At 66.8% G+C, this 25,499-nt stretch carries 20 protein-coding genes and 2 pseudogenes; 15 read left to right on the forward strand and 7 right to left on the reverse strand.

Annotated features, from left to right (window positions below):
* Nucleotides 1-111 precede the first annotated feature (111 nt).
* The 3 genes from AB0H42_RS30250 (at nucleotide 112) to AB0H42_RS30260 (ending at nucleotide 2,500) form a co-directional block, all read left to right on the forward strand.
* On the forward strand, nucleotides 112-795 hold the full coding sequence (locus AB0H42_RS30250) for a hypothetical protein (protein ID WP_357062315.1): 684 nt from the start codon (nucleotides 112-114) through the stop codon (nucleotides 793-795).
* A complete protein-coding gene (locus AB0H42_RS30255) occupies nucleotides 792-1,409 on the forward strand; it encodes a hypothetical protein (protein ID WP_357062317.1) in 618 nt (205 codons plus the stop codon). Before AB0H42_RS30250 ends, AB0H42_RS30255 begins: the two co-directional genes overlap by 4 nt.
* Nucleotides 1,410-1,471: 62 nt before the next feature.
* Complete coding sequence (locus tag AB0H42_RS30260; protein WP_357062318.1) at nucleotides 1,472-2,500, forward strand: DNA-processing protein DprA; 1,029 nt, start codon at nucleotides 1,472-1,474, stop codon at nucleotides 2,498-2,500.
* A 29-nt stretch (nucleotides 2,501-2,529) separates the two neighbouring features.
* Here the strand turns inward: AB0H42_RS30260 and AB0H42_RS30265 are convergent.
* The 3 genes and pseudogenes from AB0H42_RS30265 to AB0H42_RS30275 all read right to left on the reverse strand — a co-directional run.
* A pseudogene (locus tag AB0H42_RS30265) lies at nucleotides 2,530-2,802 on the reverse strand (DUF6262 family protein); the annotation flags it as partial.
* The gene (locus AB0H42_RS30270; protein WP_357062319.1) at nucleotides 2,799-5,258 is read right to left on the reverse strand and encodes a site-specific integrase; all 2,460 of its coding nucleotides are present in this window, start codon (nucleotides 5,256-5,258) and stop codon (nucleotides 2,799-2,801) included. The gene AB0H42_RS30270 and the pseudogene AB0H42_RS30265, both read right to left, overlap by 4 nt.
* Nucleotides 5,255-6,361: a tyrosine-type recombinase/integrase gene (locus AB0H42_RS30275; RefSeq protein ID WP_357062321.1), complete on the reverse strand. Its 1,107-nt coding sequence runs from the start codon at nucleotides 6,359-6,361 to the stop codon at nucleotides 5,255-5,257. The genes AB0H42_RS30270 and AB0H42_RS30275 overlap by 4 nt, the downstream gene beginning before the upstream one ends.
* A 180-nt stretch (nucleotides 6,362-6,541) precedes the next feature.
* Between AB0H42_RS30275 and AB0H42_RS30280 the strand changes: the two are divergent.
* From AB0H42_RS30280 to AB0H42_RS30335, 12 genes and pseudogenes are all read left to right on the forward strand, one after another.
* Nucleotides 6,542-6,724 (forward strand): annotated as a pseudogene (locus tag AB0H42_RS30280) (DNA-processing protein DprA); the annotation flags it as partial.
* A gap of 133 nt (nucleotides 6,725-6,857) precedes the next feature.
* A complete protein-coding gene (locus AB0H42_RS30285) occupies nucleotides 6,858-7,103 on the forward strand; it encodes a hypothetical protein (protein WP_357062323.1) in 246 nt (81 codons plus the stop codon).
* A gap of 41 nt (nucleotides 7,104-7,144) precedes the next feature.
* Nucleotides 7,145-8,758, forward strand: coding sequence for a ParB/RepB/Spo0J family partition protein (locus AB0H42_RS30290; RefSeq protein ID WP_357062325.1), 1,614 nt, complete (start codon nucleotides 7,145-7,147; stop codon nucleotides 8,756-8,758).
* Nucleotides 8,759-8,850: 92 nt separating this feature from the next.
* Entirely contained in the window at nucleotides 8,851-9,315 is a 465-nt protein-coding gene (locus tag AB0H42_RS30295) for a hypothetical protein (RefSeq protein ID WP_357062327.1), read from the forward strand.
* Nucleotides 9,316-9,657: 342 nt separating this feature from the next.
* The gene (locus AB0H42_RS30300) at nucleotides 9,658-10,428 is read left to right on the forward strand and encodes a hypothetical protein (RefSeq protein ID WP_357062328.1); all 771 of its coding nucleotides are present in this window, start codon (nucleotides 9,658-9,660) and stop codon (nucleotides 10,426-10,428) included.
* A gap of 134 nt (nucleotides 10,429-10,562) precedes the next feature.
* A complete protein-coding gene (locus AB0H42_RS30305) occupies nucleotides 10,563-10,952 on the forward strand; it encodes a YraN family protein (RefSeq protein WP_357062330.1) in 390 nt (129 codons plus the stop codon).
* A 147-nt stretch (nucleotides 10,953-11,099) separates the two neighbouring features.
* The gene (gene ssb, locus AB0H42_RS30310) at nucleotides 11,100-11,564 is read left to right on the forward strand and encodes a single-stranded DNA-binding protein (protein WP_357062332.1); all 465 of its coding nucleotides are present in this window, start codon (nucleotides 11,100-11,102) and stop codon (nucleotides 11,562-11,564) included.
* 36 nt (nucleotides 11,565-11,600) lie between these two features.
* Nucleotides 11,601-12,128: a hypothetical protein gene (locus AB0H42_RS30315; protein WP_357062334.1), complete on the forward strand. Its 528-nt coding sequence runs from the start codon at nucleotides 11,601-11,603 to the stop codon at nucleotides 12,126-12,128.
* 404 nt (nucleotides 12,129-12,532) lie between these two features.
* Entirely contained in the window at nucleotides 12,533-14,128 is a 1,596-nt protein-coding gene (locus AB0H42_RS30320; RefSeq protein WP_357062336.1) for a hypothetical protein, read from the forward strand.
* Between the two features lie 93 nt (nucleotides 14,129-14,221).
* Complete coding sequence (locus tag AB0H42_RS30325) at nucleotides 14,222-14,608, forward strand: hypothetical protein (protein ID WP_357062338.1); 387 nt, start codon at nucleotides 14,222-14,224, stop codon at nucleotides 14,606-14,608.
* Nucleotides 14,609-14,918: 310 nt separating this feature from the next.
* Entirely contained in the window at nucleotides 14,919-21,200 is a 6,282-nt protein-coding gene (gene mobF, locus AB0H42_RS30330; protein WP_357062339.1) for a MobF family relaxase, read from the forward strand.
* 1,069 nt (nucleotides 21,201-22,269) lie between these two features.
* Nucleotides 22,270-22,416 (forward strand): hypothetical protein, encoded by a 147-nt coding sequence (locus AB0H42_RS30335; protein WP_357062341.1) that lies wholly within the window; start codon nucleotides 22,270-22,272, stop codon nucleotides 22,414-22,416.
* Nucleotides 22,417-22,604: 188 nt separating this feature from the next.
* On the opposite strand, the gene AB0H42_RS30340 is transcribed toward AB0H42_RS30335, so the two are convergent.
* The 4 genes from AB0H42_RS30340 to AB0H42_RS30355 all read right to left on the reverse strand — a co-directional run.
* Nucleotides 22,605-23,363, reverse strand: a complete 759-nt coding sequence (locus AB0H42_RS30340) for a hypothetical protein (protein WP_357062342.1) — start codon at nucleotides 23,361-23,363, stop codon at nucleotides 22,605-22,607.
* Between the two features lie 126 nt (nucleotides 23,364-23,489).
* Entirely contained in the window at nucleotides 23,490-23,996 is a 507-nt protein-coding gene (locus tag AB0H42_RS30345; RefSeq protein ID WP_357062343.1) for an HIT domain-containing protein, read from the reverse strand.
* A 328-nt stretch (nucleotides 23,997-24,324) separates the two neighbouring features.
* Nucleotides 24,325-24,771: a hypothetical protein gene (locus AB0H42_RS30350; protein WP_357062344.1), complete on the reverse strand. Its 447-nt coding sequence runs from the start codon at nucleotides 24,769-24,771 to the stop codon at nucleotides 24,325-24,327.
* Between the two features lie 263 nt (nucleotides 24,772-25,034).
* Nucleotides 25,035-25,499, reverse strand: a 465-nt coding sequence (locus AB0H42_RS30355) for an IS630 family transposase (RefSeq protein WP_357062345.1), incomplete at its 5' end; no start/stop codon positions are given.

A 25,499-nucleotide genomic window follows, 5' to 3' on the forward strand; every position in this document is an offset into this window, starting at 1 on the left:
CCCGCGACATCACCAGCCGCAGGTCGTCCTCATCCGACCGCATTCCGCGGGCAGCCCGCCGCAGGCCGGACTCCGGTCTGCGGCGCTCGCGCTCATGAATTCGAGGTGCTCATGAATTCCTCCCCTACCCCACCGACGGACGGACCCGATGTTCCCGAGCGGTTGGCGGCGGCGCCGACCAATCAGGGGATGGTCGTCCCGTACATCACCGTGGCCCATCGTGACCGGTCCAGGCCGGTGTGGGGCCAAATCGATCCGGCCAGGTTGCTCACCGCGTTAGTGGACCGGTTATGTCAGATCTGCGGACAGCCGCTCGAGGACCCGGTCGTGCTGCATCTGCGGCCCGCCGACTACCTGCGCGGAATCACTCCCGAACCTGCCACCCACCGCGAATGCAGCACGTATTCCACCCGGGTCTGTCCGATGCTGGCCGGACGCACGCACCGCTACAACCCGGTCACCCGCGACGAGTTCACCCGCTGCGACGATCCCGCGTGTGGTTGCCGGTCCTGGGTCCGTAGCGAACCCGACCCGAAACACACCACACGCGAGGGCCAGCCCGCCGAGGCGTGGTATCGGGTCGAGATCGGATTATCCGACTACCGCATCATCACCGACCCCGGCAACGACCACCAACCCTCGATCGTCGGAATCGACCTACGGGACCTGCGCTTTCGCAGCATCCACCGGATCCGCGACGCCGCACCCGGCACCGGGGATCGGCAGCCGGTCGACCTGCTCGCCACGCTGATCGTGGTGCGCACCCTGTTCGGCGAAGGCGGCGTGCTCTCGTGACCGGCCTTGGCGCGGATGACGCCGATTCGCACCAGAGTTTCTGCGACTTCGCCGCTCGGGTCGCCGAGGCGCTCGGGTCCGGCTGGACTGCGGGCCGCCGCGGCCAGGGCCTGCGCCGCACAGTGCTGCATGGTCCCGGCGGCCAGTACCTGAACCTGGCCCATGGTGATGACTCGCACCGGCGCAGCGAGCACGGACGCATCCAGATCACCGCCGGCTACGGCGATCTCGCCCAGCATCTCGCCGTCGCCGAAGGCCACCAGCAGATCACCGTCGCCGCCACCCGCGCCGCGGCTGATATCGCCGCGGACATCAGTCGCCGTCTGCTGACTGAACACGAAACGCTGCTCGCGTCGTGCCGTGAGCGCGCTCACCGCGATGATCTCGCACGGATCCGACGCAACCAGGTCCTCACCGATATGCGCAAAAGGCTCGTCTCGGTCACACCCGTCGGGGAAGACCGGCTGCGGTTCGGATCCGTCGACGACCCGGTCTCCGGAGAACTGCGTGTGCGCGCCGGCGGAACCGTCGAATGGAAATTCACCGCCGACAGCGCCCTCGCCCTCGAGCTCGCCACAGTGATCGGCCGCCACCGCGGGTCGTCCACCCGCTGAACCGGCCCCGCGTCGACAAACCCTCACCGTCTTCTCGCCCCGGCAACCTCCAGGAGCCCCGAATGTCCACGACCCTCGCCCCACCCACCGTCCCCGACCCGCGACGGCAACTGGCGTGGACGGTGGCAGCCCGCGCCGCGCTCACCGACCCGGGCACCGTCCACGCACTGCTCGCCGCCCGCGATGTCGAGGAAACCGCAGCCGACCTCATCTCCGGTGCGGCCGGCGGGTTTCCCTCCAACCTGCGAGACCACGCCACCGAGGATCTCAACCGCGCGCACCGGTGCGGCGCTCGGTTGCTGACTCCTGAGGACGAGCAGTGGCCGCGTCACGAATTCGACGCCCTCGATGCGCCCGGGTCCGGCACGGTGAGCCCGGTCGCGCTGTGGGTCCGCGGGGCCGGTCGCCTGGACCTGTTCGGCCAGTATCGGATTGCTGTGATCGGGGCCCGCGCGGCCACCGACTACGGCGTCCGGGTCGCCGCGGACTTCGCCGGGACTTTCGCCTCCGCCGGATGGACCGTGACCGCTGGTGGCGCGTTCGGTGTCGACGCCGCAGCCCATCACGCGGCGCTGGTGCGCCAGGCGTCGACGATCGCGGTACTGGCCACGGGGGTGGACCGCGCCTACCCCTCCGCCCACACCGGTCTGTTCGACCGGATCCGCGAGCAGGGCTTGCTCGTCTCGGAGTATCCGCCCGGATCCCCGACGGCAAAATCGCAGTTTCTGCAACGGAACCGGCTCGTTGTATGTTTCCTCGGGCTCCCGGGACTCTGCATTGCAGAGGTGATCGCTTATGCGCAGATCAAAGCCGGTGCGCGAGCACCGTATCGAGTGCGACAGGTGTCGCGCAAGTCCGTTGATCAGCGCGTGTTGAGGCGGGTCATCAGTTCCCGGTTGGCGTCGCGGGCAGCGTCGAGTTCGTCGTCTCGTTCGGCGAGGTCGCTCCGTAGTTCCATGTTGATCTGTTCGAGCTCGGTGATGCGGCGTTGGAGGGTTTCGACGTCGGTCGGTGCGCCGAGCCCCGATGTCCGCCAGACGGCTTCTCCGAGCGTTTCGGAGAGGCGTCGTTCCAGGGCGCTGATGGTGTGAGCCATACGAGTGTTGCGGGCCTGGAGGTTGGCGAGGTCGGCCAGCAAAGACTCGCGGCTCACCGACGGGTGGCCGGTCGGTGTCGGCGGTAGTTTCGCTGCCTCTGCGAGGATCGTTGCGTGTAGGTCCGCATGCCGGTAGAGAAATGTCCGGTGGACCCCGGCTGCCCTGGCAATCCCGGAGACCGTGATCGCCTCGCCGGAGGTGCGCGCGGAGTTGATGGCCCTGAGTACTGCCTGCCGGCGCCGCGAGCTGTCGTCGTGGCGTGCTCGTGTCAATGCATCGGTGTGTCTCGTGGTCATCCTGTTTCTCCGGTTCGTTCAGGACGTGGTGGGGCGATGCGCGGGGTTCCGAGGTTCACGGTTCGGCGGGTTCTGCGTATGACGTTGACGGCGTCGTTGATCTGGCTTCGTTCTTCGGTGGTGAGGTCGTCGAGGTCGTGCTCGACCCGACGGATGAGTTGGCGGACTCGTTGGATTTCGGTTTCGGATGGGACTGCTTCGGTGCGGGCCCATTGGTCGAGTTCGCTGGTGGCCAGGACGCGCTCGCGGTCGCGCAGGAGGTCTTGCAGGTATGCCCTCAAGTCGGGCAGGTAGGACGCGTCGGTGCGGAAGTGGCCGCAGCCGACGCATCGGAACCGGAACGGGCAGGCGTGTCCGCCGGCCTGGACGTTGGTCGGTTCGGTGCAGACGCCGTAAGGGACGGCGACCTGACCGATCTGCATGCGGGCGCGTTCGTCGTCGAGCAGTGCTTCGACCTGGCGCCAGATCCGGTTGCCGTGGCGGTCGAATTGGAATGTGGTGACCCTGTCGATGGCTTCGCGGGTCCGCTTCTCGGTGACCCGGTAGTAGCCCTCGGTTGTGGCGGTAGATCTATGTCCCAAGAGGTCGCGTAAGACATCGACGGGGACGCCGGCGTCTGCGTGACGTTGAGCGTAGGAGTGCCGGTAGGCGTAGGGGACCAGATCATCGGGCTTATCGATCACGAGGTCGGCGGGCAACTGGATCGGCAGCAGAGCAATGATCCAGTTCCGGTGTGCCGAGCCGAAGCTGCCCTGAGGCAAGGGGCGCTCGCCCCGAGGGTTGCGCAGCGGAGAAGGTAGCAGCGGCAGTTTGCTGCGGTCGATCTTCGGATAGCGTGCTGTGACGGTTCGCTGCTGCGTCTGGATCACCGCCGCGGTGCCGTCGGTGATCGGCAGTCGCCGATTCTTTCGGTGCAGCTTGAAGTCCTCGTAGAGGAGAACGTATTTGCCGTCGCGGTCTTGGTCGAGGCAGTCCAGCGGGAGTTTTAGGATCTCGTCGGGGCGTCGGCCGGTGTCCATCATCAGCTCGGTCGCGACACGGAATTCGCTGGTGGCCCGTTGTTCGAGCAACGGTAGCGCCGAATAGAGATGCCTCATCACCGGATCCGGCAACGCTCGGCCCGGACCATCGTCATCGATCTCGCGTGGAACGTCGCTGCGGCGCAGGGCGAAATCCTCGGCCAGCCCGGCCGCCGGCCGGGCTGGCCGGGTCAGCGCCAGAGCTCTGAAATCGCGCAGCAGCCGTGATGTGTCACGGGTGATCCGAACCCGCCAAAACCTGCTGATCGTCCCGTTGTCTTCCAGATAGGCCATTCGGTTGAGAAACCCGACGATGTCGGCCCGGCCCAGCACCTTCGGGTCCTCGCCGTGATCGTTGCGGTGCAGGTGCAGGCTGTCGGACAGGTACTGCATGCCCTTCACCGTCGACCCGACGACGCCAGCTGCTGCTTTTCCCCGGTGAGTAGGCAGATCCTCGAACGCCCATTCCTTCAACGATTCACGCAACCACGATTGCCGAATGGTGGTGAAGTTGATCGTTCCCCGGTGCCCGAATACCGTCGCGTCCCAGATGTCCTTGTGACGTTCGGTCTCCGGTGTCGACGCTGCTCGGTGCAAATGGCCGGTGATCGATCGCCAGAGGGCGATCATATTTTGATCGTCGGCTATGCCGGTGAGATCAGAGACCGAGCCGACCTGCTGAGCCCTCAGCTTGGACGCGAAGAACCGAACGATCCGAAGCTGTGTCTTGGATCCGGTTCGCGACCGCAGCTGCAGTCCGAGAAGCAGTTCGGTGACAACCCGGTCTGGGAGCCCTCGAAGGCTGACCTGCCCTTGCTCGACGACGGCCCCTTCGGTTCGGCACCAGGTGTCGAGATCCGGTGGGTTCACCGCCTTCTCAAGGGTCGCCCACTTCGCGCCATGGACGCGACACATTTTCAGCCGACCATTCGAATCGCGTTGCCTTGGACATGCAACGACCCGGCAAGGACCGAACGGTGGCAGCGCCACGACCAACGGCGAGGACACAAACTCGACCATCGACACTTTCATCTGTCGCGTCCGCTGCGACTCGTGGGGGCGGCAGAGCTTCTTGAACCTGCTCAACGCTATCCGTTGGCATCCAGTGACGGCGCACGGGCATTCGCCGATCACCCGACCGGTGCGGGCGACCTTCCAGAACTCCTCAATCGTCATCGACCCCTCCAGCGCCTTCCAACGCTGATGGCAGTGCGGACACAACCCATGCAGACGAACCGCGACGACATCACAGCTCGTGACATTGCAGATCGCGTATCCCAGCGTCGGATGCTCCGGAGGAATCATCAGCATCCGGCTGCCCGGGTCCCAGCCCGCGCTCGTCAGAAACTCCGGATCCAAGGCAGCCTCGTAACGCAGTCGAAGACCGTCCTGGTCACCGTTCTCGACCGTGACCAGGACCGCAGGTGCCGCGTTCACTGCTCCTGCCCCGCGAGCTCGCGGGGTGCAGGGACACGCTCGACCGCCGCGCGCTGACGCCCGTAATCAGGATGGATGTAGACCTGCGTCGAACTCGGCGACCGGTGCCCCAGCAATTCCTGGACCTCATCAATGGCGCCGCCGGCATCCAGCACATTGCTGGCGAAACCGTGCCGCAGCATGTGCGGTGAAACCGCCCGCCCCAATCCGGCCCGCCGCGCCAACCTGTCCAGCAGCTCATTCAACGCCCCGGGCGTCATCGGCTCACCCAGCCGCCCACGAGCAATGTTGATCAACGCGAAATCGCTGTCCACCGGCAGGACTCGGCTCTGCCGCTCCCAGCACCACTGGTCATAGGCCTGGACCACCAGCGGGTCCGCCGGAACGCAGCGAACATGACGAGACTTCGCCCATGCCTGGTTGGAGTTCGACCGCCGGACCACGTGCAGGTGTGGCCCAGCCACCGGACAGCCCAACACGGTCGCGTCGACGACGAAGTGCAGATCCTCCCGTCGCAGTCCCGCCGCTTCGCTGCGTCGCAACCCCGCCCGGCCCAGCAACAACACGATGAAACGATCACGAGCCAATCGACAGGCTCGCAGCAGCGCCACCGCCTCTTCGTCACTGGCCCGATCAACCCTGGTGTCCGGCTCACTGAGCCGGTGCCTGGCCTTCGCCCGTGGCAAGATCGCCGTGCTCTCCCCACGAAGCTCGGCAGGAAGATCCAAGGTGCTACCCAGTTCGTAGATCTGCGCCATCACCTCCGGCTCCGCCTCGCCCGCCGTCACAGCGAACGACAGGAAACCGCGCACCGCAGTAAGGATCGCGTTGACCCGCCGCTCACCCCGCACCGGCTGGAGCCCCGGCCCGATCACTACCTCAGCCGACCTCGGGTTCGGGCTGTGCCGCAGCCACAGAATGAACGAACCCAGAGCAGCACCGGCAGCGCGCCAGTCCCGGCCGGTGATTCGACACCAATTCATATACAAGGCCAGCGAACTGGCATAAGCAGCCGTCGTCCCCTCAGCACAATCCTGCCCGAACCTCAAGTGCCGCAGGTACCCGTCAACACAAACAACAACCTGCAACTCGTCATCCAGCACCGTCCAGTACCGATCCCCAGACGGCAACCGAACCTCGAACCGACGCAACCGAGCTACCTCCACCCCCGTGGGACTCCCAATATGAACAACGTGCACGACAAGCCCACGGAACGTATCGCGCACGAAGCCACCGACCTTTTCATGCGACAGTCCACTACGTTCCCGGGAGCCCGAGGAAACGCCGCCTTGTCGCGGGCGGTGGTGATCCCGGAGTGCGGGATCCGCAGCGGCTCCCGCAACACCGCGCACTGGGCCCGCGCCCTGGGACGTCCGGTATTCGCCGTCCCGGGCCCCGTCCATTCGGCGGCTTCTGCCGGATGCCACGACCTGATCGCCACCGGCGACGCATTGCTCGCGACTGATCCCGAGCAAACGTTGCGCGCGATCGTCGGCGAGCCGATTTCCCGGCCTGCGCCGTAGCTCACCGGTCTCGCCTGCACCACGCCACACGCCCCGCCTGACCGATTCCCCCTGACCAACCACTGGAGGTAACCCCGTGTCCGAATCGTTCTCCGATCCCCGCACGTTGACCCGCGCCGACTACGACCGCCGCGAACACTACGGCTACGCCGGCCCCACCACCGCGCTCACCACCACCGACACCGACGTCGCGGACCGGTGGCAGCAGCAATCCCCCGGGTGGCGGGCCCGGCACTGGGCCTACCTCAACGACAACGGAGTCCTGCGCCTGGCAGCGGTCAACGTCGCCCGCCGCACCACCGCCACCGCAGCCGCGGCCTGACACACCAACCCAGCGAATCCACTCCCGCGAAGGAGCCCACATTGAGTTCGACCTCGCTCACCGTCGTCACCGACCCCGACGAAACCCCCGACTCCGCACCGCACACCGCGGAGAACCGTTCGCGGCCGGCCGATGCCGCCCACATGCACCCCGATGACGTGCTGATCGCCGACAACGTCCGCACGACCTTCGATTTGGCTGATCACCCCGAACAGATCGCCTCGATCCGGGAATTCGGTGTCGGGCTGCCGATCCGCGCCGAACGCGATCCCGACGGCACCGTCCACGCCATCGACGGACAGCTGCGCGTGCTCATCGCGCGCGAGGTCGGACTCGCCGAGATCCCGGTATGGATCGTGGACGCCCCCGGCGGGGACGACCGCGAGCGGCGTATCGCCCGGACCTTGACCCAGATCAACCTCAACGACCGTCGCGTCCCGCTCACCGCCGGCGACCGTGCGGCCGGGGTCGCACAGATGCTCGACCTCGGCGCGTCGGTCACCCGGGTCGCCAAAGGTCTGCAAACCAACCGAGCCGAGGTCAAACGGTCTGCGGCCATCGGGCGTTCGGCGACCGCTCAGGAGCTACTGGGTGGGCACCAGTTCGGGCTGGATCAGTTGGCGGTGATCGCCGAATACGAGAACCTCGGCGACACCGACGCGGTCGAACGCCTCACTCGCGCGGCCCGCTACAACTTCACCTACACGCGCAACCAGATCGAGGCCGAGCGCGCCGAAACCCGAGCCCTGCTCCACGCGTCTTTGCCGTGGGCCGCCTACGGCTTCGGTGTCCTCACCCGCGAACCCGACACCACCAGCACCGAGGCCGCCTACATCCCGGACGAGCTGCTCGCAGGCGCCGATGGTGAACCGGTATCCGAGTCCGCGATCCTCGCCGATCCGGATCGCTGGGTCGTGTATCTCACCGTCGAGGAGAACGGGCTGCTGGTCGACACCGCCAGCGGTGAGATCGTCGATTACGACGCCGTCGACTGGGACACCGACGGCGACCCCGACGCCACACCCACCGACGGGCACCGGCATGCCGGCACTGTCGAATACCGCGACCGGTGGATCCCGCACTACTACCTGCCCACCACGAAGCTGCCCGGCAGCGGCCTGCACCGGCTCACCGACCCGGCCGCCGAGGTCGCCGAACACACGCGGCTGGCCGCCGAACAAGCGGTCGCCGCCCGGGAAGCCGCGACCCGGGAACGGCGGATGGTGCGCGAGCTCAACCGGCGCGGTACAGCCGCCAAAGACCGCCGTCTCGAACTGCTGCCCAAGCTGGTCGCCAAAGCCACCGCGCCCACAGGTGCCGCGGCGTTCGTGGCACGCGCTCGCGCCCACCGCCTGGACCCGAAACCGCTGGCCCTGGTGACCGAACTGCTCGGGTTGTCCGGCGGTCGCGACGCCCTGCTCGCGGCGATCGACGACGCTTCGGAGAACCGAGCCGCGACGATCAGCGTCGCTATCGAGCTCGCCGTCCACGAAACCGACATCGACAAAACCCTGTGGCGGCACCCCACCGCGGCCACCGGCCGGTACCTGCACTTCCTCGAAGCCATCGGGGACGCCTACGAATTCAGGCTGGTCGACGTCGAACACGCCGCCCTCGGCGACGTCAAACCCGCCGATATCGACATCGCCGCCTGAGTTCCGGCGCGCTCCACCCGCGGCTGCGAAGGCCGCGGGCCGGAGCACCCCAGGTTGTCCCCCGCCGCGACTCTAGGAAGGCACTCAACCCGATGAGCAACTCCGCCTCGATCGACTTGTGGTTCCCACTACAAGACGTCACCGCGGTCGCCGAACACGCGATGGCGGCCCCGCAGCATTCCCGGTGCCCATTCGCCGGCGACGAGGTCCCGGCAGCGCCCTCGCTGATCTGGACCAAGAACGACGGCACCTACCTCTGGAGCAACGGACAACCCCGCCAGCACCGGGATCCTGAAGATCCGGCGTCTGATCCGTTGTCGGTCCACGCCCTGGGGTGGGGGCCCGGTACCGGGCCCGCGATCGGTTGGACCCCGGTCGGTGGCGACGACTTCCACGAGTACATCGACCTCACCGAACGGTATTCCGGCGGGCCCACCGTGATCGGATTGATCCGCGACCACGTCCAGGACGGTGGATGGTTGATCATCACCGCGATGCCCGGCCGCTTCGAGATCTCGCTGACCACAGCGACACCGCGGGAGCGCGGTAGTCGTTGAGTGACCACGGCGGGGTGGGTGCGCCCCTGGAGGGGGGCTCATGTCGGGCGCACCCACCCGCGCCACACCGGCACCGGCCTCAAGGGGGGATAAGTGGCCGAGCCGGCGGGTGCGTCCCGGAGGGTACGAAAGTTTGGCGAATCCCCCGATCCCCCAATGACGCGCACCCCACGATAGCGAACCCGCGCACACACCGAAACCCGAAACTCGGCGTCTGTGGATAACTCTGCCTCAGTCGCCGCTCCGGCCTCCGAGGGTCTCTCGCCTCCTGCTTCCCAGGCAGGCCCCCGGAATGTACTGGCCAACCCGCCGGTGACCCCGGCTCTTTCTGTAGGAGTTCTTGTGCCGAACTGGTGCCACAACACCCTGACAGTCCTCGCCCACTCCACCGCCGAGCTCGAGGAATTCACTGCTGCCGTCCGGCCGACCGAAGTGCTGGCCCGGGCACACTATCCGGCCGACTCACCGGTGCCGTTCGAGCGGTTCCTGAGCAACTTCCAGCAGGCGCGGCCGTTGGTGTTCGCTGCCCTGGTACCTGAACCGTCCGAGGCCCAGTACGCGGTATTGGAGGAGGAGGCGGCCAAGACGACCTGCTACCTGTGCGGCGGACGAGGAAAGCGTCCGGTCACCGAAGACGAAGCCACCGCATGGGGAGCCACCTTCATTCCCGGCGTGATGGCCGAACTCCCGTTCTCGCAGCGTCCCGCGTGCAACGCCTGCGCCGGCACGGGTCGCCGTTGCTCCGACGGATTAAGTGCGTGGCATCGATGGCGGCTGACCCACTGGGGCTGCAAGGGAGAACCACTGTTCTCCCAACCGGCAGAGGTGATGACGACATCATGCGGCGGCTCGGATGCCGGGCTCCCGGCCGCGGCACGCAGCCGCGCCGATGCCCACGCATCCGTGGTGTATCGGTTCGACACACCCGGCTCACCGCCGCTGCCCTTCTTCGCACACGCCGCCGCGATGTTCCCCGCGGTGGAGTTCATTCTGGCCTATGACGAACCGGGGATGGGGTTCGCCGGGCAGGCCCGGTTCCGCGACGGTCAGCTGATCGAGGACAACTACGTCGACATCGACGACGTCGCATCCACCGAAGACAGGTGGCTCTGACTACCGCCCCTGGACGCGACGCATTCCCCGGTTCTGTCCGAGGCCGCAATTCACAGCCAGATGTGTTCACCCGTCTCCCATTTCTCAGGAGGTTGCAGTGCCCGTACTCGTGTTCACCGCCCGGGTGGTCGGCCATGCCTGATGACCCCCACACGACCGCCCCCGACGACCCGCGCGCGACCCACAGGGAGCTCGCGGCCCGGTATATCACCGCCGGAGGTTTCGACATCGTGTGTCGCGGTTGGCGCAGCCCCTACGGCGTCCTCGATCTCGTAGCGCGCGAAGCCGGCACCACCGTCTTCGTCACCGCGACCGCGACCGCGGCCGGGTCTGGGTCCAGGTCGGGCGACGGGCTCGCCGCGGGCTCGATATCGCGCGACGATCAGCAGCGGATCCGCCGCCTCGCGTTGCTGTGGCTCGCCGACCACGACGGTCCTCGTCACCGCATCCGCTTCGACGTCCTCACCATCAGGTCCCACACCGACAGCGCCCCGACGATCGAGCACCACCGGGGCGCGTTCTAGACGCCGGTCGGACAGGCCCGAGCACGGAACTCGGGCCCGGCCTGTCGATTCCACCGATGTGTTCGCGGCGGCCGACACCGACGAGCCCGAGCCTCTGGCATGCGGGCGGCTGTTGTGTCAGCCCATTTTTAGTGAAGGAGAGAACAGATGTCCTGGGACACCCTGCTGGTAGTGAAGGGCAATCTTGCTGCCGATGTCGAGTTGAAGTTCACTCCGGCCGGTTACGCGGTCGCGAACTTCACCGTCGTGTCGACGCCGCGCTATTTCGACCGCGCCGCGGGCGAGTACCGCGACGGCGAACCGGTATTCACACGCTGCACCGCGTGGCGGCAGACCGCGGAGAACCTCGCCGAATCGTTGCGCCGGGGATCACGGGTGATCGTCGTCGGCAGGTTGAAACAGCGGTCGTGGCAAACCTCGGACGGGCAGAACCGCAGCATCACTGAACTCGACGTCGACGACGTCGGCCCCTCGTTGCGTAACGCGACCGCCGCCGTCCGGCGCACCCACCACCCGAGCACCGCTAACCCTACCGGCCCCGAACGCGGCACGCCGCGGGAGCCGGTCGGCGCCACCGCAGGCGATACGTGGAGCGGTTCGCCCGGGTTCTGATCCCCAACGGTCACGAGAGGAGAAAGGAGGCAGGCGATGTCAGCGTTCATCGTGAGCAACGGGCATATCGACGTGCTGGTCAACGCGGTCGCCCAGTACGGCGTCGCGCCCACCCGCACCAGCCGGATCGACTACCGGGCGCTGGGGCAGCTGTTGTGGGACGAGAACGTCCGCTCGGTCGATCACCGATACCGGGAATCCCATCCGCGCGACCGCTACGTCCTGCACACCACCGAAGGCGACCTCGACCCCGTAGCAGTGCTCAAAGCCGTCGATTGCTACGTCTACCAATCCTGCGAACACCCCGGCTGGGAGGACAGCGACGCCCACACCTGGATGACGCGGCTACGCGAAGCGATCTACACCGCCACACCGGGCTACCGCGCCCCGGTGCCGAGTCGTTATTCCGTGGGACGGATGGTGCCCATCTACACGAATGAGGACGAGTACGAGCGGCGCCCGTGGCCGTTCACCCGGCTCGAGGATGCCGTATCAGTCCGCACCGGAGTATCGGCCTGCACCGGCGTATCGGCCGCAGTGGGTGCGGTGACCGCCGAATCCTAGGCGCTTCGCCGCGTCCGCGTCCTTGCCGGACCGGTCTCCTCGGCCGGCGGGCATCTCAAGAAGTGGTGGCCGGGAGGGCTGGCCGTCTGGCCGGGCGCCCCGCCTTCTCGAGTGCTACCAGGGTGGGGGCCCGCCACGGCTCCGGGCCCGCGCCCGGCCACCACCGAATTTCCCCCGGCGCCCCGACCGCCACGGCACCGCCGGTGGGCATGGGGGTGCGCGGAAATTCGGTGCTGTCCGGTTGGGCGCGTTCCCTGCGCCGTGTCGGGCCCCCACCCTGGTCGGTCGCACTCAGGCGGGTCACCCGACCAGCCACCCAGCCCCGTGTCGGGGGTTCGTGCCATCGCGCGCGAGCTTCTCCCGTACGGGGCTGCGTCGTTTCTCCGACCAGACGGGACATTGTGATGACTACTGCTGCGAATGCCACCGACACCGCCACCATCGACTCCGACACCGATAGCGACACTGGGGTGTCGCCGTTCGCCGAGGCACTGTGGGAGGTCGACTACCTGCTCGACACCGACCCCGACCGGGCCCGCGACTACTTCACCTTCGCGCTCACCCTCGCCGCCCCGGCCGAACGTCAGTTTCTGGAGCGGGCCGTGGATCTGCTGGCCCGCTCCCCGTGGCCGGTGGCAGCGCGTCAGCTCGGGTGGATGGCCAAGAGCCGACCCGAGATTCGGGCGATGGTCATCGATTACACCACCGACACCGACCCCGGCCTCCACCTCCCCTGCCTGCCCGAGATCAGTGAGGTCTCGATCGAGACCGCGGAATGGGTGCGCCGCTCCATCCGCGACCAACGCGACCGCGAACGGCTCACCGCGACACCGGCCCCGGCTACTGATGCCGCGCGGCTGCGGCCCGAGGCCATCGCCGCCCGCCGCGCCCGCACACAGACACACGTGCCGGAGCCCGAGGCGGTGGTGAGTTTGCGCCACCACGACCGCGACCTGCGGGCCGCCCGCCGCTTCGAGGCCGAGTACGCGGCCTACGCCGCGCACCGCCTCTACGCGATCGACACTGCCGACGAACCCCGCGAGGCCGCAGGAGTTCCGGATCCGCGTAAACCAGCTGCGGCGGTGTGGTCGCATGTGCAGGCCGAGTTGTGGGACCGCAGCTACATCCGCCACGTCGCCGAGAACTACACCGACCGCGACCGCGAACTCCTCGACCCCGAAACCCCCGCCACCACCCGGGTCCGGTCCGGCCGCCACTCCGCGCTCGACGATCGCGCATCCGAGTTTCTGCGCGAGCATGGCGCCGATACCGCACCGGTCGACGAACGTCCCGGTCGTTCCCGGCGACGCCGCACGCCCGCGCGGCGGCCACGAATCACCACCGCCGATCAGATGCGGTTCGCCGCACGCCGGACCGGGCTCGCGATCCCGAGTGACTACGACATCTTCCTGCCCTACAGCGAACTCGACATCTCGGAATCGACGTGGCAGGGCTCCGGGTTGGATTACGACCTCGCCGCGATGGTGCCCTACCTCGGATGGCCCTGCGTCGGATGCTGGATCGACCGCCCCGACTCCGACCGGCGTGCCGTCCACATCCGCGACGGCCGGCCGGTCAGTGACGACGGGCTCTGCGATGTCTGCCGCGCCGACGGCCACCCCGCCATCCCCGCACTCACCAAACCGTGGGGAGTACGGGACTTCGTCGAATCGCGCTGCGCCTACATCGCCGCCACTCACCCCGGCCAGGCGCGGGCCCTGCTGGACCGTGTCCGTGCGGCCGCAGCGAACACCGGCCCGACCTGGCGGCTGATCACGCGCTGGATGGCGATCAACCTCGACGCGCCCGAACCGCGCCGGGCAGCGCGACCGGCGACACCGCGTCGGCGGCGGCCTGCCGCGTTCGGAGCCGGGCAGCGGATCGGCCGCTGCGACGCCTGCGCCCGATCCGGGATCGTGCACGCCGACAACTACTGCACCCAGTGCCGTATCGACCTCGGCATCGCCGCCCCACGTGAGCCGGGCCGCCGCGCGGCCTGACCTGTCGTCTCACCCCTCCAGAACTCCGGTCCGCCGCGGTGACACCTCCCGCGGCGGACCGGCCGCCACCCTCTCACCGTCAGGAGCCCTCTGTTGCGTCAACGTCTGACTTCCCTCGCGTCGCGCGTCGTCATGATCCGCCGCACTCCCGCCGTCGTGGACCGACAGGTGCGGGTGTTCCTCAACCGCAGTCGCGTCGCCTTCGCCGGGTACCAGCCAGGCGCACCGCTCGTGCTCGCCTACACCTTCACACTGCCGACCCCGCGCACGGTCACCGACCTCGAGGTCCTCGACCGTGTCTTCGCGATGTTCAACGACCACCCGCTGCACGCCGAGGACCAGCAGCACACTCACGCCTGGTACGACAGCGGCCTGCGCTCGCTGTCGGTCGGCGACGTCGTCGCCCTCGACGACCGCTCATATGCGTGCGCCTCCTTCGGCTGGCACCCCGACACCGCTCTGTGGAGCCCGCGCCTCTGACGACGCGCCTACGGCTCGCCGTCAACCGGAGCCATGGATACGGACCCAATCCCTATCCATGGCTCCCCACCCCATTCCGCACCACACACCCTCACCACACAACCCGCCACTACCCCTCCCTCACCTCCCCACTCATCACCCCTCCACACCGCACCTCACCCCCACACCCCTCCTCCACACATTTTCAACAAGCAGACCTCTTGCATTCAGGATTGCATTTCCATAACGACCTGGGGGTTTGCTGGATTTACCGATTTTTGCGTGATTTTCGAGCCTTGTCAACTTACGTTCAGGGGCGCTCACTGAATATATGACCGCGACGATCCATAAGGTTGCGGCAGGCAATGGTTATCTCTATTACCTGCGGAATGTCGCCGCGAATGATTCCTCGTCACGCGGGCGATCACCGCTGTCCGATTACTATTCCGCGCACGGGGAATCCCCGGGCCTCTGGCACGGCACCGGTTTAGCCGCGTTACGGCTGACTGTGGAGGACGAAGTCACCGAGGAACAGATGAAAAATCTGTTCGGGTTGGGTCGTCACCCGAACGCGAACCTCGTCGAAAAAGAGGTTTACGACGAGCAGATCCGGCTCGGCGCCACACACCAGGAAGCGACCAAAAAGGCCGACACAGAATCGCGTTTAGGGAATCCATTTCGTTTCTATGGTGGTGTTTCCGAGTTCCGGAAACGCTGCCGAGATGCGTTCGAGTCCTATAATTCGATGCGCGGAGCCGACCCGCAGGACCCGATTCCCGAATCGGAACGTGAGTGGATTCGCACCGTGGTGGCCACCGAAATGTTCACCGAACAATACGGCCGCCTCCCGCTAAGTGATCGCGAGCTCTCCGGCTGGGTCGCGGTCAACACCCGGCTCACCACCGCGGTGGCCGGCTTCGACATCACTTTTTCTCCGGTCAAAAGCGTCTCGGCATTGTGGGCGCTCGCGCCCAGGAACATCGCAGACAGGATCGAAGCCGCCCATCAGGCAGCAATCGACGACGCCCTCGACTGGCTCGAACACCACGGGATCTACACCCGGTTAGGTCGCAACGGAGTGCGTCAAGTCGATGTCGACGGGCTGGTCGCGGCCCGGTTCACCCACCGCGACAGTCGCGCCGGGGACCCGGATCTACACACGCATGTGTTGATCGCCAACCGGGTCCGCGGCCGGGACGGGCGTTGGCGCACGCTCGATGGTGCTGCGGTTTACCGGGTCGTGGTCACGGTGTCGGAGATCTATAACACCCGTCTCGAGCATCATCTCCAGGACGGCGTGGGGTTGGAGTTCGCCGAGCGCCCCGGCCGTGACCCCGCCAAACGCCCGATCCGCGAGATCGTGGGTGTCCCTGTCGAGTTGATCACGTGCTGGTCGCGCCGTGATGCCGCGATCACCGGGCGGTTGGCCGAATTGGCTGCGGCGTTCCAGCGTGCGCACGGCCGCGAGCCGATCGCCGCGGAAATGTATGGGTTGGCAGACCGCGCGACTCTGGAAACCCGGCCCGCTAAACACGGGTCCCGCTCGCGCGCCGAGCAGCGCCGCGACTGGCGCACCGAGGCACTCGAACAGTTGGGTGGACGCGCCGCGCTCGCCGAGATGCTGCGAGTGGTGTTCAATCCGCTGCGCCCGGTGCGGCGGCCGTTGACGCCCGAGCAGGTGACCGCGACCGCGCAGCGGGTGCTCGACGTGGTGTCCGAGCAGCGTTCGGCCTGGCAGGCCCACCATGTGCGGGCTGAAATCGAACGCCAACTCCGCGGGAAAATCGCCGGGCGCGACTGGGCGCGCACCACCGAAACCGTGCTCGCCGAAGCCTTGTCCCCGGCGCGGGTGATCGCCGCCGACGACCCCGATATCGCCGACCAGCCCGTCCTCGGCCGTGTCCCGGCGGCGCTACGGCGCCGGGACGGAACCGGTGTGCACACCGTCGCCGGCACCCGCCTCTACACCTCCGCAGGCGTGCTCGCGGCGGAGAAGGCGTTGATCGCGCTAGCAAACCAGCCCGGCGGGCACCGCCTCCCACCCGAGACCGTGGCCGAGGCCGTGCGCTCCTACAACGAGGCCAACCCGGACCGCCAACTGAATGCCGGACAGGTCGCGGTCATCGAAGGATTCGCCACCTCCGGGGTGCGGGTGCAGACCGCGAACGCGCCGGCCGGGTCAGGAAAAACCACGGCGATGCAGGTGTTGACCGGCGCCTGGGGCCGCGACGGCGGCACCGTCCTGGGCCTGGCCCCGACCGCGTCGGCGGCGGCGGTGCTGGCCGACTCCATTGGGGCACGCGTTGAAACCGTGGACAAACTTCTCGATGTCTTGTCCCGGCATACCCCGGACCCCTTCGATCCCGGGGCCGATCGCCTGCATCCTCCGCCGTTGCCGGAGTGGGTGCTGCAGATCGGAGCGGACACGTTGGTGATCGTCGACGAGCACGTCAAAGTCGGCAACCTCAAACGGTTACGGCTGCTGCAATTCCTGATCGGCCGGGGTGCGACGGTGCGGTGTATCGGCGACGACCGCCAACTCCCGGCGATCGATGCCGGCGGCGCGGATGCCGATATGGCCGCCGCCGCACCCGAACACACCCTGACCTTGACCCACGTGGTCAGGTTCGCCTCCCGCGCCGAATCCGCCGCGAGTCTGCGGCTACGCGACGGCGATGCCGCCGCACTCGGCTGGTACCTCGACAACCACCGCATCCATGCCGGGCACACCGGCGCCACCCACGACGACGCCTACACCGCCTGGATCGCCGACCACCAAGCAGGCCGCGACGCGATCATGCTCGCCGGAACACATGAGGTGGTGGCCGCGCTCAACGCCCGCGCCCGCGCCGACCGCCTCGCTCGCGCCGGCGACGATCCGCGTGCGGAATGTCTGCTCGCCGACGGCTTGCGCGCCTCAGTCGGGGATGTCATTCGGACTCGCCGCAACAATCCGCGGCTGCGGGTTGGTGACCGGGATTGGGTGCGCAACGGCTACGCCTGGACCGTGACTGCCGTCCACACCGACGGCAGCCTCACCGCGACCCACCGCCACGCGCGCGGCGCGGCCGGGCCGAGTGTGTGGTTACCGAGCGAGTATGTGCGCGAATCGGTGCGACTCGGATATGCGACGACGATCGATTCCGCGCAGGGAATCACCGCAGACACCTGCCATATCGCGCTCACCGGCAGCGAATCACGCCAGCAGTTGTATGTCGCGCTCACCCGCGGCGTGCACGGCAACCACGCCTATGTGCCGACCGCGCTGGACGGAGCGGAGGGGTCGTTCTTCAGCTTCGCCGCGGTCTATCCGCGCACCGCCGTCGAGCATCTGCTCGCCATTCTCGCCCGCGACGGTGCGCAGAAATCCGCACATACGATGCTGCGCGATGCCACCGACCCCCACCGCCGGATCGGCCGCGCCCTCGATACTTTCCTCGACACCGTCGGTGTTGCCGCCGAAGAACACCTCGGCACCGCGGGTCTGGCACGCATCGACGCCGCCGCCGAACGCGTGCACCCGCACCTGACCGACGCCCCCGCCTATCCAGTCCTGCGTCAGCAGTTAGCGGTCCTTTCCCTATCTGGATGCGATCCCGTCGATGCCCTGGTCGAGGCCGCGGCCGAACGGGAACTGGACACCGCGCACGATATCGCCGCAGTACTGCACTGGCGCCTGACACCCGACACCGGCACGCCCGGGTCCGGTCCGTTGCCGTGGATCGGCCCGCCACCCGGGCCATTCACCGACACCGAGCTGGCTGATCATGTGCGCGCCCGGTCCCGGATCGTGGCCGACCTCGCACACCGCGTCCGCGCCGACGCGACCGGTTGGACCACGTCCACCGCGCCCACGTGGGCGCGGCCACTGCTGGCCGATGCCCCGACGTTGGTGGCAGATCTGGCCGTGTGGCGGGCCGCCTTGCACATCGACGACACCGATCCACGCCCCACCGGCCCGCCGCGTTTCGCCCGCAACGAACGCGACTATCAACAGCTCCTGGACGACCGGGTCACCGGTGCGCTCGGCGATCCCGAGGCGCCGGCCCGCCGGTGGGCGCGACTGGCCGAGCTGATCGAGCCCCGCCTCACTTCTGACCCGTACTGGCCGGTGGTCGCTGCCCACCTCGATACCGCTCGCCGCGTCGGCATCGACATCGAGTCCTTCCTCACCGCCGCGGCCGCGGCCGGTCCGTTGCCCGACGAGATGCCCGCCGCCGCCCTGTGGTCGCGTCTGGATTTGGACACCACCGTCTCCGAATCCTCGGGTTCGACCGGTCTGCGACCCGACTGGGACGCAGCACTCACCGAGGTCCTCGGCGAGCAAGTCGCTTCCGCAGTGCGCGCCGATGCGGGCTGGCCGCGCCTGATCGCGGCCGTCGACCGCGGCCTGGGCGCCGGATGGGCGGCCCACGATCTCCTGTCGGCCGCCCACGACCTACTCACCGCTGCCCGTACCAGTACCGAACCCGCCCTGGCAACCCCGGATCTGGTCACCGCCCTCACCTGGCGCATCGAGCTCCTACTGCGCCCCACCCCGACCACTGACGCCCCCGGCCCATCGACCTCCCACAACGGCCACACGCACACACCACCACCGCCCGGACAGCACCCCGGCACCGGGACCGGACCGGATGACGATCACAGCCCCCACGACCCGGGCCCGCCCGATCCCGGCCCCGACGAACCGCCACCGGACCCCGCCGATGCGGAATTCGACATCCCCTATCCCGACGACCTCAACGACCTGTGCACGGAGGAGACCATGGGAGACGACCCCCACGCATCCGGTGATTTCTCGACCCCACCGCAACCCGACCCCACCGGCCCAGCACATCCACCCTCCACCGGCCCCGCGCCGGGAGAGCTTCCCGAACAGGTCCGCCGGGTGACCGCATTGTTCGCCGCCGGTGACCTCGCTGCGGCGACCCGCGCACTCGACGACGTCCCCGAAACCCATCGCCGCACGATGCGGAAAGTGGAAGCGACCCTGCGCGCCCGCCCGTTCCCCATCGCCCGCGCCCGGCTGAAGTGGGCCGCCGAACAGAACCCCGAACTCCGCGCCGTGATCGAAGCCTGCACACCGGACATCGATCCCGGTCTCTACCGCCGCGACCACAACAACGATGGATGGCAGCCACCCCGCGATGACCGCCGCTGGGTGGACCCGGACCGCATCGTTGCGCCGGACCAGCAACGAATCGGTACCAGTAGCGCCGACCGCTACTTCGACAACCGACCCGACCTCACCGATCCATGGGCCGGCGATCGCATCCCACGCACCCGCGAACGCGACAACGGTGACCGCACAGACCGCCCCGACGCGGTATCGGCACGCTGGTCCGGTGACCGTCGCATCGACCGCGAACCCGGCGCCGGACGCCGACGAGAACCCGACGGCCCGCTCATTCTGCCCCCACTGCAAGACCCGGAACCGTATGGAAGCGGCGTGGATCATGAGCGGACGCTGCTCGACACCCCGCGCAACCTGCCGTGCGTCGAGTGCAGTGTGGAGCGCGCGCTCGCCGACCACATGCCGCGACCCGACCCCACCACCCGCAACGAGTCGCACGACGACGGGCTCTGTGGTGACTGCCGCGAGACCGGTGTCACCGGAATCCCACCCCATCCTCCCGACGAACACATCACCGCCCGCGCCACCCACATCACCAGCACCCGCCCACCCGGCGAAGCGCTGGCGTTACTGCGCCGCGACTGGACCCGACTGCCACTTCGCGCCCGATTCACCCTCAGCGACTGGGTCGAACGCCAAGCACTCGCCCACACCACCGGACAGGCCGACGCGACGCACAACGCCCCCGAAACCCCGCTTACACCATTACAGCCCGGCAGCGACACCGAACTCCCTGCGCCCGAAGGCGCCGCCGATAATCCCTTGGTCACGCTCACCGACGGGGATCTGATCGAACGCATCACCGAGCTGCAGCAGCGTCTCGCACTCACCGACACCGACACCGACCTATTCAACCCACCAACCCCGCCCGGCAGCCACACCGGCATCGCCGCGGCCGAACACCACCACCAGGCCGCCCAGGACGCGATCTGCGCCGCCCGCACCGCCGACCACGAACTGGCCACCGCCACCCGCGCCCTACACGCCGTCGGCAGCGCACTGCACACCGCCCGCACCGAACTCGACAACACCCCCACCTACAAACGTGCCGACCGCCGCGCGCTGCGCGCCCGCATCAATACCCTCATCACCAACCAGCGCAACGCCACCGACACCCGCGACACCGCCCGCACCACAAGCCGCGACGCCACCCGACACGCCCTGCACGTGGCCGGACCATCCGAACACTGGGACACCCTCCTGACCCGCCCGGCCCCCGGCCCGCAGCATGATCCCGCAAGTGCCGACCTCACCGAATCCGCCGACATCGCTCGCGAAATCCGGGACCGCACCCACGACACCGAACACCAACTCGCCGAACTGCACGACGAACAACAACGCCGCGCCGCGCTTACACCCGACCAGCACGCCGCCGAAGAACGCTTTCGTCGGCATCAACCGATCAACCCTCACCCTGCAGACCACTACGAGCCCGATACCAGCACCGTGCTCAGCCACGAGGGCGACCTGGGCTTGTGATCTCCCAACCAGGACTTAAGAAGTAATGACGGCCCGGTTGACTGCGTAGCAGGCCCGACCTGCTGAGGCTGGTCGACGCCCTGCTGAACGCGAGTTCACCGAACCCGACCTGCACACCACCGCCGACAGCGCCGCACCGCGCTACCCGAACCTGGCCGCAGCGGCAGCAGACCGACCCGCTACGAAGCTGATGCGCGCTCGGAAGGGACTGCCGTGTCGGTGTGCCGATGTATTTTGCCAGCCGTGCCACGACCTAAATCCGGCTACCGCCTGCCTCGCTCGAACCACGACGGTAGCGGTCACTTGTATCTTGTCCAGCTTGAGAATCGTGTCATCAAAGCGGGGAGATCTGCGGACCCGAAAGCCAGAACTCGCCGACATTCTCGAGAGGCCGAACTTCTCGGCATGTCGACATTGCACACGTGGGAGGGCGCAAGGGTTCCTGATGTCGCCGGGTGGGAGAAGCGCCTGCTTGCGGTGTTTGACAGCATTGGAACCAGGACCGTCGAGGGTTCCGAATACTTCCGGGGAATCCCCTTCGCTTTCGCACGATATCTTGCTGACCATCTCGCACGGTCTGCCGTACAGCGATGCTGCTGCGGAAGATGCGTCCAACCGATCGAGGTCGTACCCCATGTAAGGGTGTGCCAGGAACCGGTCACCACGGAAGGCGGCGGCGTCGAAATCGGCCTCATGCTGCCGTTCGACGAAGTGATCCGGGCAGTGTTCGACACCACTGACATCGAGGAGCCGGATGCCGGAGACCTTCGGCCAGGAGACGAACTGATTGTGGAGTTCGATCCGGCACTCCGGACGCAGGGAACAGGTGCGTGGCGCTCTTACCTACATACACCTCCGGCACGCTTGACCAACCGACGAGATGCTGGCCATAGTTGCTCGGTCTGTAGCGCGGCCGTGAGTTGGCCGTCCAACACCGAGCCCCGGCCTCGTCGTTCGATATTGGGCAGGAACGCAGCCCGTGTCGCCACGGGCGAGTAGTGAAGCGGCAACATCGGTCTTCGACCCAGTGTCGCTCAGGCCTGTCGTCGGAATCACTTGGTGCGGTCGCATGAGGAACACCCCCAGCGGTGCCGACAACACCACGACCGAGAACCTGGTCTGGCACTGTGTACAAGATGATGCCGTCATCGCTGTCACCCGCGAATGCCTACGTCCTAATCAAGTGATCACGCTGTGCCGGGAGGGCGCCAAGTGAATTCCCGTGACGCCGCGGAACAGGCACGAAATCGTTCGCGGCGACGCACCGGTCCTCGACTTCGCCCCTACCGCTGATCAGGCGGCGCTCGTCGACGTCCACAGCCCTATCCGGAAGTACGACACCCCGACTGATCGATGCGGCACACGTCGCCCTCAGATTCCGGAGCTGATCGTGTCCGGCTTCATTCACAGATGTCCGGGAAGGCGAGCTTCGATCTTACGGACACCGTTGTTGTGGTGGTTTTTTGCGGGATCCATCACCCAGATCTCATCGTTGTACTGGCGGAATCCCAGAGACTCCCATGTTCGTTGCACGCGTCGAAGTTCCTCGTCGAAGCGGGGATGCCGGCGGATGTCGCCGGGATCCTCGCACTCTGCGTAGAGGTCGACGGGAAATGGAATCGTTGCCACCACAGCGGCATCGATGGTGTTGACCATCCGCAGGATCCGGCTGATCAGCAGTCGTCCGACGCCACCGAGACCTCGCCAGGCTGCGGCAAGGTGCACACGGTCGATCAGAATGGCTCGGCTGCCGAAACCCTCGATTGTCTCGAGGAGATCGGGGTGGAACTCGTTGTCGCTGAATATTCGTGCAAGAGAGCCATAGTCGGCAGACATTCCGTCCAGTTCGTCCGGAATCGATGTTGCTGCCGTGAACAGGTCAACGATAACTCCGTCCATGGTCAGGACTTGCCATTGCGCGAAGTCTTCATCTTGGTTTCGCAGGGAGAACGCGTACCCCTTCGCGACCGCCGCGTCCCACCGGGGAGCCCGATCGGGTTCCGGGTAGTCCTCTTCGTCGTAGTCCTCAGCGCTCACGTGGTACCAGGCCGAGCCCGACCACATGAGGATCCCTGGATCCGGCTCGGCGCCGACGGCGATCGATCCGCTCAAATCGCTGTCCACGGTGAATAACTGCCAATCGATATTACTGCTCAGATCCATACGCTACCTCCTGCACTCGGACGCGGGACCGCTGCACGCTCAGGTGACGTTGATGATGGAAGGGTCCTCGTCGTTCGGCGTGCGTGACCCTGCAGGTGACTGACGGCTCCGGCTTGTCCAGAATTACTATGCGTTCGCCAACGCGGCGCGGATCTGCTCGGCCAGCCCAACAGCGTCCTCCTGCGCCCCGGGCACGACGCTGTTGGCGGCGGACAGGATGTGATGTTGCTGATCGGGATAAGGTACGCCCGGCGGCAAAGGCGCGATCTGCCAGTGGACGTGGGAGTGAAGTTGCTGGCTGCCCAGACTCAGCAGGTACATCCGTTCGGTCGACACCACTGTTTCCACTGCTCGCGCGACCCGGTAGACCATCGACATCAGGTTCAGATAGCTGGATTCGCACAGGTCCCGCACCACGTGTTCGTGATGATGCTTCGGTGCAACAAGGACAGTGCCGACCAGAGTGGGGTTTCGGCTGAGGAACGCGATGTTTTCGGTGTCCTCGGCTACCAGCTGCTCCAGATCGTGGGCTGCATCGCCGCGAACGACTTCACAGATGAAGCAGGCCGAGGACCCGGACCAGCACGCGTCGTTATGGTCAAGCGGGATTCGCGTCACGTCCTGTTCCCCCATTCTCGCTGTCGTAATACAGTGTCGCACCCCAGCGCTCCGACGAAGCCGGTTACGCCCACGACCTCGCCGTCTTGTCGCAAGCACGACACTGCCGGAAGAACAATCCCCACCATCCACCATCCACCAGCTCCTGATCTACGCGCCGCCATCGATCCCCCACCACAAGCCATGCCACGGCCTCTAGCCGGCGACTGCCCCTGCCCCGTTCGTCGAACTACCGCTTCCGACCGTTACAGCCCCGGAACCGCACACTGAAAACCACGTGCGATCTGCCGCCCTGTCTGCGTCGAGCATCACCCCGGTCGATGTGCCGTTCGGATGAGTGTTCCTAGTTGTCTACGCCTGCGGTCTCCAGGTCGTCGAGCACGTCGCGCACCTTGACGTGCAGATCGGCCATGACATCGGTCAGGTTCCTGACCTGTCCACCGGTCTTCGGGATCTCGATTGCTTCGGAGTAGGTGATCTCGGGTCGGAAGTTGACCCTGGGAATCGCCAGGACGGGCAGTGTGAACCTCCCTGCGGCCACTACCGTGTCGACTTCCAGTTCGGTGCCGAGGTTGGTCTCCCAGTGTGCGACTTCGAGGACCGGGTCGGTGTCGATCTTCAGATCCAGGGTTGCGAAATTGGTGACGAGTACGCGGCGATGTTTGTCCGCGTTGACGAGGTCACGCAGGATCGCCAGCGGATGCCACTGCGGTTCGGGCACTCGGTAGGGCTGTGCGTCGTTCACCACGAGGTAGACAGCTCGGTCGAACCACCGCCTCTTGTTCTTCATGCCATCTCTGTGGTCTGCGATGGGGAACTGCACTTCATCGTGGCGAAGCCCGGGCTTGGTCCAGCGGATGTGTTCGTGCACCGCGTAGTCCAATGCTGCGCGCAGATTCGTGGGATATCGCCCACGACCATCGCCCACTCGTCGGGAATGTCGGTTGCCTTCCTCACCACGAGCCGGAAGTTCACCTCGCGAGTCCCCGGGTCCCGGTGCTCGATCTCGGGGCTGAAGTCGTAGGGATCCTGCTGACGGAAAGCACGAACCTGCTAGTGTCCCGCGCCGGGAATTCGTTGCAAATATGAGGCGAGTCGTTCGAGGATTTCGTCGGAGGTCTTTGTCCAGACGAACGGTGTGGGGTTTTCGTTCCAGGCGGACATCCAGTCGCGTATCGATTTCTCCAGTGCGGCAACACTTTTGTGGACACCTCGCCGGAGTTGCTGATCGGTGAGCAGGCCGAACCAGCGTTCGACCTGGTTGAGCCAGGACGAATAGGTCGGGGTGAAATGCATGTGGAACCGTGGATGCGACGCGAGCCACTTCGCCACGACCGGTGTCTTGTGGGTGCTGTAGTTGTCGCAGATCAGATGCACATCCAGGCCGGCGGGAACCTGCCTGTCGAGCTTGACCAGAAACTTCTTGAACTCGGCGGCGCGGTGGCGGCGGTGGATCGACCCGATTACCTCACCGGTGGCCACGTTCAACGCCGCGAACAGAGTGGTGACACCGTGGCG

The organism is Nocardia sp. NPDC050799 (assembly GCF_040654015.1).
GTDB lineage: Bacteria > Actinomycetota > Actinomycetes > Mycobacteriales > Mycobacteriaceae > Nocardia.

What these genes read in the sequence shown, in the direction of transcription:
- AB0H42_RS30305 (WP_357062330.1), top strand. Translation starts at nt 10,563, where the DNA reads ATGCCTGATGACCCCCACACGACCGCCCCCGACGACCCGCGCGCGACC.
- AB0H42_RS30260 (WP_357062318.1), top strand. Translation starts at nt 1,472, where the DNA reads ATGTCCACGACCCTCGCCCCACCCACCGTCCCCGACCCGCGACGGCAA.
- AB0H42_RS30340 (WP_357062342.1), bottom strand. Translation starts at nt 23,363, where the DNA reads ATGGATCTGAGCAGTAATATCGATTGGCAGTTATTCACCGTGGACAGC.
- AB0H42_RS30320 (WP_357062336.1), top strand. Translation starts at nt 12,533, where the DNA reads ATGACTACTGCTGCGAATGCCACCGACACCGCCACCATCGACTCCGAC.
- AB0H42_RS30295 (WP_357062327.1), top strand. Translation starts at nt 8,851, where the DNA reads ATGAGCAACTCCGCCTCGATCGACTTGTGGTTCCCACTACAAGACGTC.
- AB0H42_RS30350 (WP_357062344.1), bottom strand. Translation starts at nt 24,771, where the DNA reads ATGAAGAACAAGAGGCGGTGGTTCGACCGAGCTGTCTACCTCGTGGTG.
- AB0H42_RS30345 (WP_357062343.1), bottom strand. Translation starts at nt 23,996, where the DNA reads ATGGGGGAACAGGACGTGACGCGAATCCCGCTTGACCATAACGACGCG.
- AB0H42_RS30335 (WP_357062341.1), top strand. Translation starts at nt 22,270, where the DNA reads ATGAGGAACACCCCCAGCGGTGCCGACAACACCACGACCGAGAACCTG.
- AB0H42_RS30315 (WP_357062334.1), top strand. Translation starts at nt 11,601, where the DNA reads ATGTCAGCGTTCATCGTGAGCAACGGGCATATCGACGTGCTGGTCAAC.
- mobF (WP_357062339.1), top strand. Translation starts at nt 14,919, where the DNA reads ATGACCGCGACGATCCATAAGGTTGCGGCAGGCAATGGTTATCTCTAT.
- AB0H42_RS30250 (WP_357062315.1), top strand. Translation starts at nt 112, where the DNA reads ATGAATTCCTCCCCTACCCCACCGACGGACGGACCCGATGTTCCCGAG.
- ssb (WP_357062332.1), top strand. Translation starts at nt 11,100, where the DNA reads ATGTCCTGGGACACCCTGCTGGTAGTGAAGGGCAATCTTGCTGCCGAT.